This window comes from Aureimonas flava (assembly GCF_003583935.1).
GTDB lineage: Bacteria > Pseudomonadota > Alphaproteobacteria > Rhizobiales > Rhizobiaceae > Aureimonas > Aureimonas flava.
Genome location: NZ_QYRN01000009.1, coordinates 1 through 14,413, shown reverse-complemented (window position 1 = coordinate 14,413; position 14,413 = coordinate 1). Strand labels below are relative to the sequence as shown.

The following is a 14,413-nucleotide window of genomic DNA, read 5'->3' as shown; positions in this document are numbered from 1 at the left end:
CGGCTGCAGTATCGTTACGGGGTCGACGCTGGATAAAAGTCGCCGAGCCGGTCCTCGGCCGCCAGCGGCCGAGCTCGGCAAAGGACGTCATCGTCGCCACGATCAAGGACGAGACGGGCGTCGCCAATGTCGTGGTCTGGACGAAGGTGTTCGAGGAGGACCATCGGAAGGTTCTCGGTGCCGGCTTGACGCGGACTCATGGTTGGATTCGACGGAAGGTGCTTTTGCCTCGCTGCCCAGGCCTCGTTCGAATCCAACAGGGAGTTCGTAAGTGTCGGACGTCGAGGTCACACGGACCATGGTGAAGCGAGTCCGCCAATCCCACACTTCAAATCGACGGTCCGTATGCAGCCTGCGGAGTTGATGGGCGATACGGGAACGTTCTTGCTGAAATCCGCATCAAAACCCTAGACGTCTGTAGATCACGAGCCACCGATGGACGCTTCCGGTAGTCCGTCAGGGGTGGAAAGCGGACTGACAGCTTTCGGACGATTGAGTGGGATAACCGCCGTTCCCCCTCCGCTCGATGCTCAGCCGCTGGGGAGATAGTTCGTTGCGGCAATGGGGAAGCGTGCGGCGCTGGCATGGCGTAGCGACCCGTCTGATATGCCCACTCTCGGCAGGTTCGTTTCGCGATAGCGACAGTGTCGCGGCTGAGTCCGCTCACGCTCGCTGTCATTAACGCCGCGACCTGCCTTGGCAGGAGGTTGTGGTTCATAGACAGAAAGGCACCGGGACACATGATCCCGATGCCGGTGTCGAAATTCTCTCGATCGTTCGTTTTATTCAGCCTTCGCCGCGAACGCTTCCTTCAAGTCCTTCACGGCGAAGTCCTGTGCGCGCTTAGCATCGTCGAGTACGGCGTCCATGCCGAAGAACTCGTGGGTGACGCCCTCGTTGTTCTGGTAGGTCGTCTTGACGCCGGCGGCCGCGAGCTTCTCGGAAAGCATCTTGCCTTCCGACATGAGCGGATCGATCTCGGCAGTGATGACCGTCGCCGGCGGCAGGCCCTTGAGATCGGCCATCGTCGTCAGGTTCAGCATCGGGCTCTTGGCGTCCTCGGGCTTGCCGAGGGTCTTGTCGACGAACCATCCCATTGCGCCCTTCGAAAGCGGCATCGCGTTCTGGTTGGCGATGTAGGACGGCGTGGTCATATCGGTGCCCGCCACGGGGTAGACGAGAAGCATGTGTAGCGGCGCCTGGATCTTCTGGTCCCGCGCCATGATGGCGACGTTGGCCGCCAGATTGCCGCCGGCGCTTTCGCCCGCGACCGCCAGCTTCTTCGGATCGCCGCCGAACTCCCTGGCATGCTCCGTCACCCACTTATACGCCGCGAAGGAATCCTCGTGTGCCGCCGGGAACTTGTTTTCCGGCGCATGCCGGTACTCCACGCTGGCGACGATCGCTCCTGTCTTCTTGGCAAGCGCCATGGCCGAGGACTCGTAGGTGTCGATGTTCGCGATGACCCAGCCGCCGCCGTGATAATAGACGATCACCGGCAACGGCCCCGACCCGGCGCCGTCCGGCGTGTAGATGCGGATCGGCTGCGTGCCGTTGGCGGTCGGGTAGGTCATGTCCTTCTTGGACACCTTCATGGCGGCCATCAAGGCCATCGGATCCTTACCCTGATCCTTGAGGACAGCCTTCACGGCATCGGCTGGGGTCGGCTGCGTGCGTGCCTCTTCGACGGTGCGGGACTCGATCGGCTTGACGCCAAGCTCCTGCAACTTCTTGAGCAAGAGGGCCATGTCCTCCTGGTCAGCACGCTTCATCGTGCCGCTGTCCGGGCTTTCGGCGACCGACGGCTTGTCCGACATAGCGGCGTCGGCGGCTTTCTCGGCCGTCGCACCCTGCGCCATTGCCAGCGGTGACGTCATCACGACGCCGGCCATGAGGCTGAATGCGAGGGCAGATTTGGTGTTGATCGACATCATGGATTGATACTCGCAATCGAGGACGGGAAAAGGACGGTGCGGCGTTAAGCCTTCAGCTCGCCGGTGATGCGCTTGCAGATCGCCACGTGCTCCTTGAAGACGGCGAGCATCAGCGACGCCAGATGGCGGCCTTGCTTGACGTCTGGATCGGTGCCGCCCGCCGTGTTGTGCAGGAAGGCGTCCGCGAGATCGCGGAGCTCTTCGTGGTTCTTGAGCTGCAAGGCGATGTAGGCCTCGTCGAACGCACGACCCTTCTCGGCGGTCTTCATCGTCTCGACCACCATCATGGTGTCGCCGTCCATCTTCGGCGCCATCGCGCCAAGATCCTTCAGCACCATGTTCACCGTGATCGCTTCGCCGAGCTCGAAGCCGGCGAACTCCATCGTGTTCTTCTGGGTCGCCATGCCGACAGCGATCTGAGACGTCGCGAGCGAAAGCTCGGCCCGCGGAAGAACGCTGCCGTAGAAATCCAAAGGTGCTTTGAGATCCATCGGGGAGATCATCGGAATGGCGGCAAATGCCCGGCTCGATAGAGTCGCAAGAGCGAGGGGACTGGCCACGGCGACTGCGAGGCCTGTCAGCATGGATCGTCTGTCGGTGATCATCGGTCGGCTCCTGTTGATCGCTGGGAAGTCGGAAGGGGTGTCGCGACCATCACGGCGCCCCCGCTTCATCCGACGTCGAAGCCCAACAGTCGCTTTCCCCCCGTGTTCCGCTGCTCGCGTCGTTCTGGACGTGCGGCGTCACAATCTGGATGATGGAGCACCAATCGGCGCGGTCTTCGATCAAATGCCGATGACGTCAGGCGGGGTTCGACTGATCGACGGGCTCGGGTTCGGCCTCTTCCTGCCCGCCGAAGCGGCGATAGTTCGATGGCGCGACAGCGTACATCGCCTCGAAAGCCCGACTGAAAGCGCTCCTGCTGGCGTAGCCGATCGTGGTGGCGATGACCTTGACGGGAAGGTCGGTGCCTCCGAGCAGGCGGGCCGCGATACGCAGCCGAACCTGCTGCACGAATTCCATCGGACCCTGATGGAAGACGTCCGAGAACCGTTCGGCGAAGGCGGCCCGGCTCATGCCGGATAGCGTTGCCAGGCTTTCCACGGTGAAGGCCGCACCTGGGGTTTCCAGAATGGCGATCACCGCCGGCGCCAATTTGGGTTCTCGAAACGCCGTCATCAGGGGGGATGAGATCGTCTCGGCCGTCAGGTGTTGCCGGAGGAGAAGAATGAGGCACTGCTTCATGAGAACCTCCGTCATCGCCTGGGTTCCGACCCCGGGAGCCGCGACCTCAGCAAGCATCAGCTCGAAGGAGCCTTGCAGGATGGCATTGGCAGCGAAATCTTCGACGATCGGTCCTTGAAACAGTTCGAACAAGCCGAGGGCGCCGGTATGGGTGTCCGCGATCTGGCCGCAGACGAGAAGCGTATCGGGACTGCCATCCCCCGCCGTGAACCTCACGAGCCCGTCAGCATGCAGGGCGCAATGATCCTCGGCGCGCGCTTCGCCAAGGAAATCGTCGGCTTCGCCGAGCATATGCCGTTGTCGGGAGGGAATGATGATGATGCTGTGCGGTGAGAAGGACTGCCAGGGACCGTCGCCGACCTGGAGGCTTCCGCTTCCACGCAGGACATAGTGGATCGTGATGGCGTCGAACGGACTGAAATCCAGCCGCCATCCTTGCTGGATTCGGCAGACCGAGAACGATCGAACCCTGACGGCGAGAGTGACAAGAAGCCGATCGAGGAGATCCGTCTGCATCGTTGCGTACCCCGCTGCTATAGTCCGACCTCTCTTAAGCGCCCTTCAAAGGAGGTTGTTGCAAATGTCGTTGCCTGGACAGAACCGACCCGAGTTTTGGTGATTGGCGACTGTCCACTTGATGCCGGCTGGACGTTCGAGGCCGACAGCCCGCAGGGAACTTCGCCGATGTGGCGACGGAGCGGCTCGCTGGTTGGAGCAGCGTCGCGTCCGGTTTTAGATCGTGGGAGGGCGACGTTGTAGAGAAGAGAAGGGTCGAAACCCGTCCGATCGCTTCCTAGCGTTTGCTTCCGCCGAGGCGGTCGGCTCGACCGGGTGGGAAGGAGATCGTCCGCTTTCTGACGATATGCGTTCAAACCTGCCGTTTAGATCGTTAGTCGGGCGCTTCATTGCGACCAAACTTGCAACGCCAACCCCTTCGATGCAGAGCTTTTGTTAACGCGCGTGTCACTGTCTGCATGAGCGATCAACGACCCATTCCGTCGAGTACCGCCCATGACCAAGCCTTTCGAGCCGGCGCCAACTGCTGAGAAGACTGAGCGCCTCGGGGTTGCGCGGCAGAGCGATGCGGCAATGGTGGATGCGGAGAGAGTGCAACTGGCCCTAGCCGCCGGCGCCATCATCGGCACGTGGTTCTGGGACATCGTCGCCGACCGCTTCATGATCGACGAGGCGTTCGCCAATGCGTTCGGCCTCGATCCAGCGCTCGGCCGCGAGGGCATCCCGCTTGCCCAGATCGTCGCCACCGTCCATCCGGACGACCAGGCTGGGCTTGTGGTGGCGATCAACGCGGCAGTTCAGCGCGGCGGAGCCTACGCCCATCAGTACCGCGTACGCCGCCACACCGGGCGCTACCACTGGCTGGAGGCGAACGGGCGCGTCGAGCTCGGGCCGGACGGCACGCCGCTGCGCTTTCCCGGGGTCCTGATCGACGTTGCGTCGCGGCGCCTGGAGCACATCCTCAACGAACTCGGCGAGCGCCTTCGCACGCTGGACGATCCACACGAGATGGCGCTCCTGGCGTCCGAGACGGTCGGCACCGCACTGGACCTGTCGCGCGTGGCCTATGGCGACATGGACGCCGCCGGTCGGCATATGATCATCCACCAGGACTGGCTGGCGCCGGATCAGGCGAGCCTCGCCGGCACGCACGACTTCGAGACCTACGGCTCCTACATCGAGTCACTGCGGCGGGGCGAGGACGTGGTGATAGACGACATCGCCAGCGATCCACGAACCGCCGATCAGGCCACGAGCTTCCGCTCGATCGCGGTCCGGTCGCTCGTCAACCTGCCGCTCATGGACCGCGGTCGCCTCAAAGTGGTGTTCTGCCTCAACCAGGACGAGCCACGGGCCTGGACCGCGGACGAGGTCTTGTTCGCCCGACGTGTGATGGACCGTACCGAGGTCGAGATTGCTCGCAGAGCGGCCGAACATAGGCTGCGCGACATGAACGCGTCCCTGGAAAAGCAGGTCGCGGCACAGACTGCCGAGCGGGACCGCATCTGGCAGCTCAGCGGCGACATGCTGGGTGTCGCCGACGACCAAGGTATCTGGCTGTCGATCAACCCGGCCTGGACGCGCACGCTGGGTTGGCGGCAGGAGGAGATCGTCGGGCACACCTCGGAATGGATGGAGCATCCCGACGACGTCGCCAAGACACGGTCCGAGATCGGCCATCTGGCGGCGGGCCGCGAGACGTTCGAGTTCGAGAACCGCTTCCGCTCGAAGGAGCGCGGCTACCGGACCCTGTCATGGACGGCGGTGCCGGAGAACGGCCTTCTCTACTGCGTCGCCCGCGACGTCACCGACGAGCGGGCGCAGGCCGTAGCCATAACCGAGCAGTCGGCGGCGCAGGAGCGAACCTGGCACTTCAGTCCCGACCTCCTGTCAGTCATCGACATGCGCAGCACGCTCTTCGACCGGGTCAACCCGGCCTGGACCGCGGCGCTCGGCTGGCGGGCGGACGAGATAGAAGGAGCGTCCTACCAGGGCTTCGTCCATGCCGACGACGTAGGGGCAAGCCTATCCGCGTTCGACCGGGTGCGGGCGGGCAGCCCGGTGCTGCGCTTCGAGAACCGCTACCGTACCAAGGCGGGCGAGTGGCGCCGGCTGTCTTGGGTAGCCTTCCCGGAAGGGGACAAACTTTATTCCAGTGCCCGCGACATCACCGCCGAGGCCGAGCAAGCCGAGGCATTGAGCGACGCCAACGAGCTGATCGCCGCCAAGGAGCGGGCCGAGCAGCAGCAGCGCGAACTCCAGAACGAGATGGCGCACCGGATCAAGAACACGCTGGCGATGGTCAAGGCCATCGTCTCGCAGACCATGCGGCATGCCGACACCAAAGAGGAGGCGGCTGTCACGATCGACCAGCGGATCGCAGCACTGTCGAGCGCGCAGGACCTTCTGCGCCAGACGACCTACGCCAGCGCGACTATCCACGAGGTCGTGCGCGGCGCGCTGAAGGTCCACCTCGAGAGCGACGATCGCGTGACGATCGAGGGTGTTCGCCTCGACCTTCCTTCTCAGGCCGCACTCGGCCTGTCTCTGGCGATCCACGAGCTGGCGACCAACGCGGCGAAGTACGGCGCCCTGTCGAACGAGACGGGGCACATCCGCATCTCGTGGCGGCATGAGGCGGACGACGCTTTCCGCTTCGAGTGGCGTGAGGCAGGCGGCCCCGAGGTCGTGAAGCCTGCACGCCGTGGCTTCGGATCGCGCCTGACCAACCAGATCGTTCCGTCATACTTCGACGGCAGTGGGGAAACGGCGTTTACGCCGGATGGCCTGTGCTATGTCCTTGCTGGGACACTACCAAGAGAAACGCCCCCGTCGGCGGAACCAAGCGAGGCGCGCCCTGTTGCGGACCATGAATGACATCGTGACAGACACCTGCGTGCTGATCGTCGAAGACGAGCCTTTGATCCGTGTCGATGCCATCGACATGGTGGCAGACGAGGGCTTCGCCGTTTGCGATGCCCCGAATGCGGCCAAGGCGCTGGTGATCCTTGAGAGCCGCGACGACATCGGCATCCTGTTCACCGACATCGACATGCCGGGCGAGATGGACGGCCTGGACCTCGCCCGCACGGTTCGCAAGCGTTGGCCGCACATTGCCATCATCATCGTGTCCGGACATACCCGGCTCACTGACGCTGATGTGCCGAACGGCGGTATGTTCTTCTCCAAGCCTTACCTGCGTGCGACGATGCTGAAGGCACTGCATCGGGCGGACATCCGGACGAGGGGCTGAGGACCAAGCCTTGTGCGGCTCCGTCGATATCATCTTGCGGCGTGCGCTGGGGTTACCTTGTCGACCACCGAAGGGGAGAGAATGGATGACCGCTTTCGGGCTTCCGCTTTCGGGACGCCTCTTGGCGCCCGGGTCGTGTTCGGACAGGCCGATCAGACGCTACTTGTTTCGAACAAGACTCGAAGAGTAACGATGTGCCCGAAATCGGCACAGGCAATCAGCAGCCGACGGATGAATGCTTTGAACCCCACTCAGCCTATGGGGATAGCCTCGTTGAAGGGAAGTGTGCAAAGCAGCGTTCCATTCGCGTCACGAATTTCGAAGGCACGCCCTCCAAGCGGCTTCCCGCGTAGGAGAGCTTCAGCCATCAGTTCGCGAGCGGCAAGCGTGGCATCCTGGCATGCAGTCCTAAGGTTGGGGAACTCGCTACCATCAGGATCTCTGATCAGCGTCTCTTTGTCCCGGATGTCGAAGAAGAAGCGCATAATGTCCTCCGCCCAAATGGGCTCGCATTTCTTTTAGTATTGCGAGTCATAAGGAGCTTCGTAACTCTCATATTCGCACGATGGGACACAAAAAACTGTGGCTGTGAAAACGTGAGCGACTAAAGATACTGCTTATCCCCCTCGCTCAGCCGCTAACCATATCTAGCGAAACCGCATGACGGGGTTGACGCCGCGGCTTACGGTCCCGGCATGTCAGAGGCCCTGTTCCCGACCCGCTGGAAGAAGGACAAGCCGCCGTCGATCGAGCGCTTCATGGCGACGTTCTCGGACGACTACGCATGCGCCGAGCACCTTGCGCGGAAGCGGTGGCCCGGCGGCTTCGCCTGCCCGCACTGCGGCTCGCAAAAGGGATGGCGGCTCGAGGCGCGGCCCTGGCTGTTCCAGTGCGCGGGGAAGGGAGAGAAGCCCGGCTGCCGACGGCAGACCTCGGTGATCGCGGGAACGGTGATGCACGGCACGCACCTGCCGCTGCGCACCTGGTTCATCGCCGCCTACCTCGCGGCGACGCACTCGAACTCGATCTCGGCCCTCCAGCTCCAGGCCAAGATCGGCGTCGGCTCCTACAAGACGGCCTGGCTCCTGCTGCATAAGCTGCGCCGCGCCATGGTCGACCCGGGGCGCACGCCGCTGGAGGGCGAGGTGGAGGTCGACGAGACCTCGTTCCCGTACCGCAGGAGGACCGATCCCGTGACGGGCGGACAGGGCAAGAGCACGGTCGGCAAGGTGTTCGTCATCGGTGCCGTCGAGCGCCGCTCGGGCCGCACCTCCGGCCGCGTCCGGCTGGCGCGGATCGCCGAGGACACCGGGACGTTCATCAAGCCCTTCGTGCTGGCCAACACCGCACCGGAATGCACGCTGCACACGGACGCGAACGGCTCCTACGTCGGCATCCCGGCGCGCCGCCACGTGCCGCGCAACCTCAGCGGCCGCAACGCGCTGCCCGCGCACGTGACCTTCGAGCGCGTCCACCGCGTCTTCTCGAACCTGAAGCGCTGGGCGCTCGGCACCTTCCACGGCTTCCGCGAGAAGCACATGGACGCCTATCTCAACGAGTTCGTCTTCCGCTGGAACCGCAGGCGCTCGTTCCAGTCGGCCATGGACCGCCTCCTCGGGGTCGGGCAGTCGCTGCCGCGGACCACCTACCGCGACATCGTTGGCGACACCTCCGAATGGCGACGGGCGCACCGGGCGCAGATCCTCGCCATGGTGTCGCCGGGCCGCCTGTCGATGGCCAAGGCGCTGGCGCGGCAAGAGGGCATGGATCTGCTCGACGCGCTCGACGAGATCGGGCCGCGCACCGACGTGCGTTACATCCGGGGCAAGCCGACGCGCCCGGCATTGCCGATGCGGCGGGCGGGGGAGGAGCGCTCGACCGCCCGATACCGTCATCCGCCGCGCAGGCCCCGTACCGAGATCCTGAACGGCTACCTGCCCGCACTTGGTCGGACCGAAACCGTTGTCGCAAACGACTACGGCATCACGTATATTGGTCGGGTGTAGAAACGGGTTTCCAACCATGATGCTTCTCGACAAGTGGCGGAAGAACGAGGACCGCGTCCGGCAAGCCGGAGCGATCGCGCGCGAGCGAGCACGCACGGCTGGGGTTCCGGCCTACTACCGCGACCCCTCGCTTGGGGACGGCATCGTAAAGGAGATGCCGGACGGGCGACGCATCTTGGTTGATGAGGCCGACGAAGAGGAGCGCCTCGCTGCCGCCTTCGTACGGCGTGGCTGAGACCCTTCGCGCCACAGCCTTCTGCACCATCGTTGCCGGACCCAACGGCTCTGGCAAATCGACGATCTACCCGCTGTTGTCGCTCGTGGGTGAGTTCGTGAACGCCGACATCGTGGCCCGGCGGATCAGCCCTGCGCACCCGGAATCCGTGTCGATGGCAGCGGGGCGCGTCGTGCTCAAGACGATCGACAAAAAATCTTAACGACCGACGCAGCTTCGTCTACGAGACAACGCTCAGCAGCAGGCAATCCCTCGCCGTGATGGAGCGGTGCAAGGAGCTGGGATACGAGGTGGCGCTCGTCTATGTCGCCCTCGACAGTCCAGAACTGAACGTCCTTCGTGTGGCAGAGCGGGTGTCCCGCGGCGGGCACGACATTCCGGCAGAGGTGATCCGACGCCGCTACGACACGGCGTTCGGTCGCCTCCCGCACGCGTTGCGACTGGCGGACAACAGTCTCCTGTTCGACAACAGCGGTCGTGAACCCCGGATGTTGCTGACGTTGGAGCGTGGAGAGATCGTCGAAAACCATCTCGACGAAGCGATACCGTTGCATGTCCGCCTGGCGGAAGCATTGGCGGAGGCGCTCGACCTCGGGACAGACGCGGTCTTCCGAGCGGCCCGTTACACCTGAAAACGGCCCCGGCAGTTCTCCCGAAGCCTTGAATGGGGGCATTAAGATCTAACGCGGGCGTGATGTCTGGCAGGACATCGGGAGCAGCCCGCCACCAGCTTCGGCGATGGACTGAGGGACGGCAAGCCGCGTCCCACAGGTAGTTGCACGAACCTTTCCACCTGTCAGGTCAGCCACTCTGGCCGAGAGGCTCATCCGCTCGCCCTCGGGATGTCCGGAACTCCCGCACCTCTATATCTTGTATGCGGCTGAGTGAGCGGGATAAGCAGTCTAAAGATCTGCCAATCGAGTGTTGCGATACAGCACTTCCGCCATGGTGTTGATCGTGGCCGGCGAGTAAATGCTGCCGTTCGTCGTCCAGATCCACGGGTGCAGCCCTTTCGCTGCTTTATCGTATCGCATGGCCATGGCGAACGCGATCGCTTCGTTCAAGCTCGGCCAGCGCTCGCCTTCGTTCCGGCTCCATGAGATCGGGGAAGGTTTGATCTGCTCGTCGCCCCATAACAGGACGACAGGTTGGGGGTCCACCATCCTAAAACGACAAAAGGCCGGGCAGAGCCCGACCTTTTCCCTTTTCCAGATCCCATGCCAGTCCATCCGTGGTCATGGGTCGGATCATCTCAGAGCACCTGGAGGTTCTCGGCGGCATTCTTGCCGGAGCGACGGTCGGCGACGACCTCGAAGCTGACCTTCTGACCTTCTGCGAGGCCCCGGATCCCCGAGCGCTCCAGCGCCGAGATATGCACGAACACATCGGTGCTGCCATCTTCCGGAGCGATGAAGCCAAAACCCTTGGTGTCGTTGAAGAACTTGACGGTTCCAGTAGCCATGAGGATGCCCTTTCAAAACAAGGCGAATTGCTCGCAGCGCCGCGTGCGCTCCGATGCGTAGATCGACAGTGAGAAAGAGGATCGCTCGGGCGCCTGAGCGCCAAAAATAAGATCGACTACCAAAGTTCGATCCAAGACAGCTACGCTTTCGCCGATCGCATTACAAGCATGACAGGACATTAATCTCGTCTGGAATTCCTGAGCCGTACCGAAAAATCCATCTGCTTTAGCGAATATACGCAATCGGCGTTTGATATTCGAGAGATTAGGGCTATCTCTATCGCGAGGGCGTTGAAGAAAGACGGTCTGGCGAGATCCTCGACCATCCGTGCCTCTGGCGCTTCCGCCCTACGGAGCCAGTCCCATGTTCGGATACCAAGGCGGCGAGAGCGGCGAAACCGTCGCGCGCAAACGTGGCTACATGGCTGAAGCGCGACAGCGCTGGCCCTTCCTGACCCGCTTCGACGTCACGACCATCCACAACGAGCAGCAACTCGCCACGATGGTACGTGACCGCTCGGGTCGATCGAAGGCTGACGCCGACGAGGAGGTTCATACCTGGATGGAAGGCAAGACCTTCTAGGCCTGCTTCGGCGCTAGCCATCAACCCACCGAACTCATTCATCCAGCAGGTTTTGCATGTCCGTTTCCCGCTTTGCTCCCACACGGGCTGCCCATTTGAAGCTCGTCATCGAACTCTTCCCCGGACTTCAAAGCTCGGAGATGCGGACCATCGTCACCTCAATGGCCGAGAAGCGGCTGCGCAGGATCCGGATGGAACTGGAGGATCAGGCGAATGCGATCCGCCTGCCAATCTCCCCGGTCGGAGTGCCGTCGTGAAGTCTTCCTTCGCGCAGTTCTATCTCGATCGGGCAAACGAGTCCCGAGTGGCCGCAGCCAACGCTTCGCTCGCGAACGTGCAGAAGAAGCACAGCGAAGCAGAGGCTACGTGGCGCGCCATGGCCGATCTCGCCACGCTCCGCGAAACGGACGGATCATCGACTTGAACGCCCTGTTCGCGTCCGCCACGAACGTCGTGCTTCTGGCGATGGAGTCGCAGCAGGCGATGCACCTGCGGCTCTACCGCCTTCGGCTTGGTGGACCGGCAGCGTTCGACGAAGCGAGCCTGATGGTGCGCGAAAAGATCGATGCGTTCACCGACGCGATGGGGGCCGCGATAGCCGGCGGATCGTTCGAGAGCATGATCGGCGACTACCGGACCATCGTTCGAGGCAACATCGAACGCCTGAGACTGGCGGACTGAAGCGTTCCGAGCCCCCATCTGCAACGCGGAAGAGACCTGCCTTTCGCAGACCACCCCATGCTTCCTTGAAAGGTGTGATCAATGACCCGCTCCCATTCACTCGACGCTGCCAACAGGCACTTCAAAGCGGCACGCTCTGCGTCCGCACCCCTTTCGACCTTCGAGGCCGTCAACGCTGCCGCACGGGCGACGCGTGCGAAGTCCCTGCTGCTTCGGAAGGGGCGCATGGAACGAGAGGACGCCGCCGCGGCGATCCGCCTTCCCGACAACGCAGCGAGGTCAGGCAAATGAGCATCGCGAAGACGATCGACTACACTCGGCCGGCCGATGTCTTCTGGTGCGCGTCCGCCAAGCGGCAGATGCCGAAAGGGTCGCTGCGGTTTCGGAAGTTCGCTTCTCTCGACGCGGCCGTTCGGTTTCTGGTCGACGACAAAAGCGAGAAGCGGTTCCAATGCACGATCGACACTGACATCGCTCACTTCGAGGGCGACGAAATCGAAATGGTGTTCGATCGTCCGGATTTTCCGGCATCCGATTTGCCGCCGTCGCCCCAGCCCTCACGGCGTTTCGGCATCGACCTTTTCTTGGGCGCCCAGAGGACGCCTGCTTACGCGATCGCGCGGGACCCGCACGGGACCTGGACAGTGTCGTCCGTCGCGACGGGGGAAATGGTCTCGATCAACGATGTCGATATGAGCAGGATGAGCCTGCCCGACGCCGAGCGGATGATGGACGTTCTGAACAGCGCCGATGGTCCGGACATGCTGGCCCTTGGCCCGTAAACGGCTGTCTCGGGCACGTCATCGAATGTTTCTTGGCCAGTTGCGCAACCCCATTCGTTGAAGCGCCGGACCGTTCGAGTGAAGAACACCTTGGCCATGGTGCAGGCGGTGGTCACGCAGAGCCTGCGCAATGCGACTTCCCTCGAAGCGGCAACCCACACTGTCGCCGATCGTATCCAGGCGCTCGGTCCGGCGCAGGATATGCTCACCGAGACGAACTGGGAGACGACCGACATCCGCGATGTCGTTCAGGCCGCGATCGCCCCGCACACGGACGGGGGCAACCGGTTCACGGTCGAGGGCGAAAGCGTGGATCTTACCGCTCAGCAGGGAATGGGGCTTGCCTTGGCAATCCATGAACTGGCGACCAACGCCGCCAAATATGGCGCGCTTTCGAACGCATCGGGGAACGTCGAGATTTCGTGGGAAACCGGAGGAGACGGCAACTTCTCATTCCGCTGGAGCGAGGTCGATGGACCTACGGTTGCGGAGCACCTGACAACGGGCTTCGGCTCGCGCCTCGTCGGGCGGGTCGTGCCCACCTATTTCAACGGCAAGGCGACGCTGGACTATGCCTCGAGCGGCCTCACATACATCATGATCGGGTCACTATCATAGCCAATCCGGCAGCATCGTCGATCCGACACCAATAGAAGATTGATCTTGCCGAAAAGCGAAGTTGCCAAGGGGCTGTCTGAGCCTGCTATCCGAGCGCAGGTGCGTACGGCAATGTGCAAGGCTGACAGCCACCGCATCGATCCTACGATCCCCGAACACCTGGCTCGGCTGCTCGAGGAGCTCGATCGGGCCACGGCAGTGGACGAGGAACCCGACGAGAAGGCGTAACGATCCCGCGCCCGGACGGCGGGGAGCGGCACTCGTCGGGTGATCATTCACCTGGCCACGGACCGCTCGATCGCTTCCTGTTCCTGTCTCTCTCCCTCGATCTCCAATCCAGCAGCCGCCCAGAACTCATGCTCACGTCCCCAAGGACTACCTGCGGCTTGCCACAGTTCATAGGCCCGTTTTCGTACTTCGGCGTCCCGATCCTCGATGACCATCCAGCATCTCCCGTCTATGCTGCTCAAAGGGTGGCCTGCCCCATCAGGTGGCCCGGTTCAAATCTAATGCACGGTGGGCTTGTCGGCGATGGTTGAGGTGGCCGGCGAAGCGGGTTGGGGTAGCGCAGCCGGCCATGCCATGACGGCTGGAGCGGGTGGACGGTAGCCCAGGCTCGAGTGTGGTCGCTTGGTGTTGTAGTGGCAGCGCCATTTCTCGATGATGATCCGGGCTTCGGCGAGGCTGTAGAAGATCTCGCCGTTCAGAAGCTCGTCGCGGAGCCTGGAGTTGAAGATCTCGCAGTAGCCGTTCTCCCAAGGCGAGCCCGGTTCGATGAAGGCGCTCCTGGCCCCGATTGCCGCAATCCAGTTGCGCACGGCCTTGGCGATGAACTCCGGGCCGTAGCACATTGGGAAGCGGATGCTGGGGCCGCCTGAGGATGCGCGGAGCCCGATAGGGCGCAGGGCATTCTCAGGCGGCCATGGCCGGCCAACAGGTCTCTAAAGTGAGGTTGTCGAGACAACACTTTGGAGCGTGACTGAACCGCCCCGGGTTTGCCGGAGGCTGATTGGTTTGAGTCCTACGCGGCGATCGGAAATGCCTCAAGCTGGGCGTAGTATGCGGCCTCGGCTTCGGCTGGCGGGATGTTTCCGATGG

18 protein-coding genes and 3 pseudogenes are annotated in these 14,413 nt (G+C 62.9%); 13 read left to right on the top strand and 8 right to left on the bottom strand.

All coding sequences use genetic code 11. The features are described from left to right. Positions 1–782: 782 nt before the first annotated feature. The 3 genes from D3218_RS16065 to D3218_RS16055 form a co-directional block, all read right to left on the bottom strand. Positions 783–1,934, bottom strand: a complete 1,152-nt coding sequence (locus D3218_RS16065) for an alpha/beta hydrolase (RefSeq protein WP_210209692.1) — start codon at positions 1,932–1,934, stop codon at positions 783–785. 44 nt (positions 1,935–1,978) lie between these two features. After that, positions 1,979–2,539, bottom strand: a complete 561-nt coding sequence (locus D3218_RS16060) for a DUF305 domain-containing protein (RefSeq protein WP_168990562.1) — start codon at positions 2,537–2,539, stop codon at positions 1,979–1,981. A gap of 196 nt (positions 2,540–2,735) precedes the next feature. Continuing rightward, positions 2,736–3,695 carry an AraC family transcriptional regulator gene (locus tag D3218_RS16055; RefSeq protein WP_119541095.1) on the bottom strand — a complete coding sequence of 320 codons (960 nt, stop codon included), beginning with the start codon at positions 3,693–3,695 and terminating at the stop codon, positions 2,736–2,738. A gap of 570 nt (positions 3,696–4,265) precedes the next feature. On the opposite strand from D3218_RS16055, the pseudogene D3218_RS20390 reads away from it, so the two are divergent. From D3218_RS20390 to D3218_RS16045, 3 genes and pseudogenes are all read left to right on the top strand, one after another. After that, positions 4,266–4,643, top strand: a pseudogene (locus tag D3218_RS20390) (PAS domain-containing protein); the annotation flags it as partial. Between the two features lie 60 nt (positions 4,644–4,703). Beyond that, complete coding sequence (locus tag D3218_RS16050) at positions 4,704–6,572, top strand: PAS domain-containing protein (protein ID WP_245415087.1); 1,869 nt, start codon at positions 4,704–4,706, stop codon at positions 6,570–6,572. 4 nt (positions 6,573–6,576) lie between these two features. Further along, positions 6,577–6,948, top strand: a complete 372-nt coding sequence (locus tag D3218_RS16045; protein ID WP_342635120.1) for a response regulator — start codon at positions 6,577–6,579, stop codon at positions 6,946–6,948. A 251-nt stretch (positions 6,949–7,199) separates the two neighbouring features. Here D3218_RS16045 and D3218_RS16040 read toward each other — a convergent pair whose 3' ends face one another. Next, positions 7,200–7,433 carry a DUF6894 family protein gene (locus D3218_RS16040; protein ID WP_245415076.1) on the bottom strand — a complete coding sequence of 78 codons (234 nt, stop codon included), beginning with the start codon at positions 7,431–7,433 and terminating at the stop codon, positions 7,200–7,202. 210 nt (positions 7,434–7,643) lie between these two features. On the opposite strand from D3218_RS16040, the pseudogene D3218_RS16035 reads away from it, so the two are divergent. The 4 genes and pseudogenes from D3218_RS16035 to D3218_RS16020 form a co-directional block, all read left to right on the top strand. Next, a pseudogene (locus tag D3218_RS16035) lies at positions 7,644–8,609 on the top strand (IS1595 family transposase); the annotation flags it as partial. A gap of 361 nt (positions 8,610–8,970) precedes the next feature. Then, on the top strand, positions 8,971–9,189 hold the full coding sequence (locus tag D3218_RS16030; RefSeq protein WP_119541091.1) for a hypothetical protein: 219 nt from the start codon (positions 8,971–8,973) through the stop codon (positions 9,187–9,189). Further along, positions 9,182–9,391, top strand: a complete 210-nt coding sequence (locus D3218_RS16025; RefSeq protein WP_119541090.1) for a hypothetical protein — start codon at positions 9,182–9,184, stop codon at positions 9,389–9,391. Before D3218_RS16030 ends, D3218_RS16025 begins: the two co-directional genes overlap by 8 nt. A 55-nt stretch (positions 9,392–9,446) precedes the next feature. Then, positions 9,447–9,821 (top strand): hypothetical protein, encoded by a 375-nt coding sequence (locus D3218_RS16020; protein WP_245415075.1) that lies wholly within the window; start codon positions 9,447–9,449, stop codon positions 9,819–9,821. 270 nt (positions 9,822–10,091) lie between these two features. Here the strand turns inward: D3218_RS16020 and D3218_RS19565 are convergent, their stop codons facing one another. Continuing rightward, positions 10,092–10,418 (bottom strand): hypothetical protein, encoded by a 327-nt coding sequence (locus D3218_RS19565; protein ID WP_136625118.1) that lies wholly within the window; start codon positions 10,416–10,418, stop codon positions 10,092–10,094. A gap of 23 nt (positions 10,419–10,441) precedes the next feature. Continuing rightward, positions 10,442–10,651 carry a cold-shock protein gene (locus D3218_RS16015; RefSeq protein ID WP_055889324.1) on the bottom strand — a complete coding sequence of 70 codons (210 nt, stop codon included), beginning with the start codon at positions 10,649–10,651 and terminating at the stop codon, positions 10,442–10,444. 364 nt (positions 10,652–11,015) lie between these two features. Between D3218_RS16015 and D3218_RS16010 the strand changes: the two genes are divergently transcribed. From D3218_RS16010 to D3218_RS15990, 6 genes are all read left to right on the top strand, one after another. Next, positions 11,016–11,234 carry a hypothetical protein gene (locus D3218_RS16010; RefSeq protein ID WP_119541088.1) on the top strand — a complete coding sequence of 73 codons (219 nt, stop codon included), beginning with the start codon at positions 11,016–11,018 and terminating at the stop codon, positions 11,232–11,234. A 95-nt stretch (positions 11,235–11,329) separates the two neighbouring features. After that, a complete protein-coding gene (locus D3218_RS19845) occupies positions 11,330–11,491 on the top strand; it encodes a hypothetical protein (RefSeq protein ID WP_168990561.1) in 162 nt (53 codons plus the stop codon). Continuing rightward, complete coding sequence (locus D3218_RS19840; RefSeq protein WP_168990560.1) at positions 11,488–11,658, top strand: hypothetical protein; 171 nt, start codon at positions 11,488–11,490, stop codon at positions 11,656–11,658. The genes D3218_RS19845 and D3218_RS19840 overlap by 4 nt, the downstream gene beginning before the upstream one ends. Then, positions 11,655–11,915, top strand: a complete 261-nt coding sequence (locus D3218_RS16000; protein WP_245415074.1) for a hypothetical protein — start codon at positions 11,655–11,657, stop codon at positions 11,913–11,915. The genes D3218_RS19840 and D3218_RS16000 overlap by 4 nt, the downstream gene beginning before the upstream one ends. A gap of 287 nt (positions 11,916–12,202) precedes the next feature. Then, positions 12,203–12,697, top strand: a complete 495-nt coding sequence (locus D3218_RS15995) for a hypothetical protein (protein ID WP_119541086.1) — start codon at positions 12,203–12,205, stop codon at positions 12,695–12,697. Between the two features lie 78 nt (positions 12,698–12,775). Continuing rightward, positions 12,776–13,315 carry a sensor histidine kinase gene (locus D3218_RS15990; RefSeq protein WP_119541085.1) on the top strand — a complete coding sequence of 180 codons (540 nt, stop codon included), beginning with the start codon at positions 12,776–12,778 and terminating at the stop codon, positions 13,313–13,315. Between the two features lie 275 nt (positions 13,316–13,590). Here D3218_RS15990 and D3218_RS15985 read toward each other — a convergent pair whose 3' ends face one another. After that, a complete protein-coding gene (locus tag D3218_RS15985; protein WP_119541084.1) occupies positions 13,591–13,758 on the bottom strand; it encodes a DUF2934 domain-containing protein in 168 nt (55 codons plus the stop codon). A gap of 63 nt (positions 13,759–13,821) precedes the next feature. Beyond that, positions 13,822–14,157, bottom strand: a pseudogene (locus D3218_RS15980) (integrase core domain-containing protein); the annotation flags it as partial. Between the last annotated feature and the right edge of the window lie 256 nt (positions 14,158–14,413).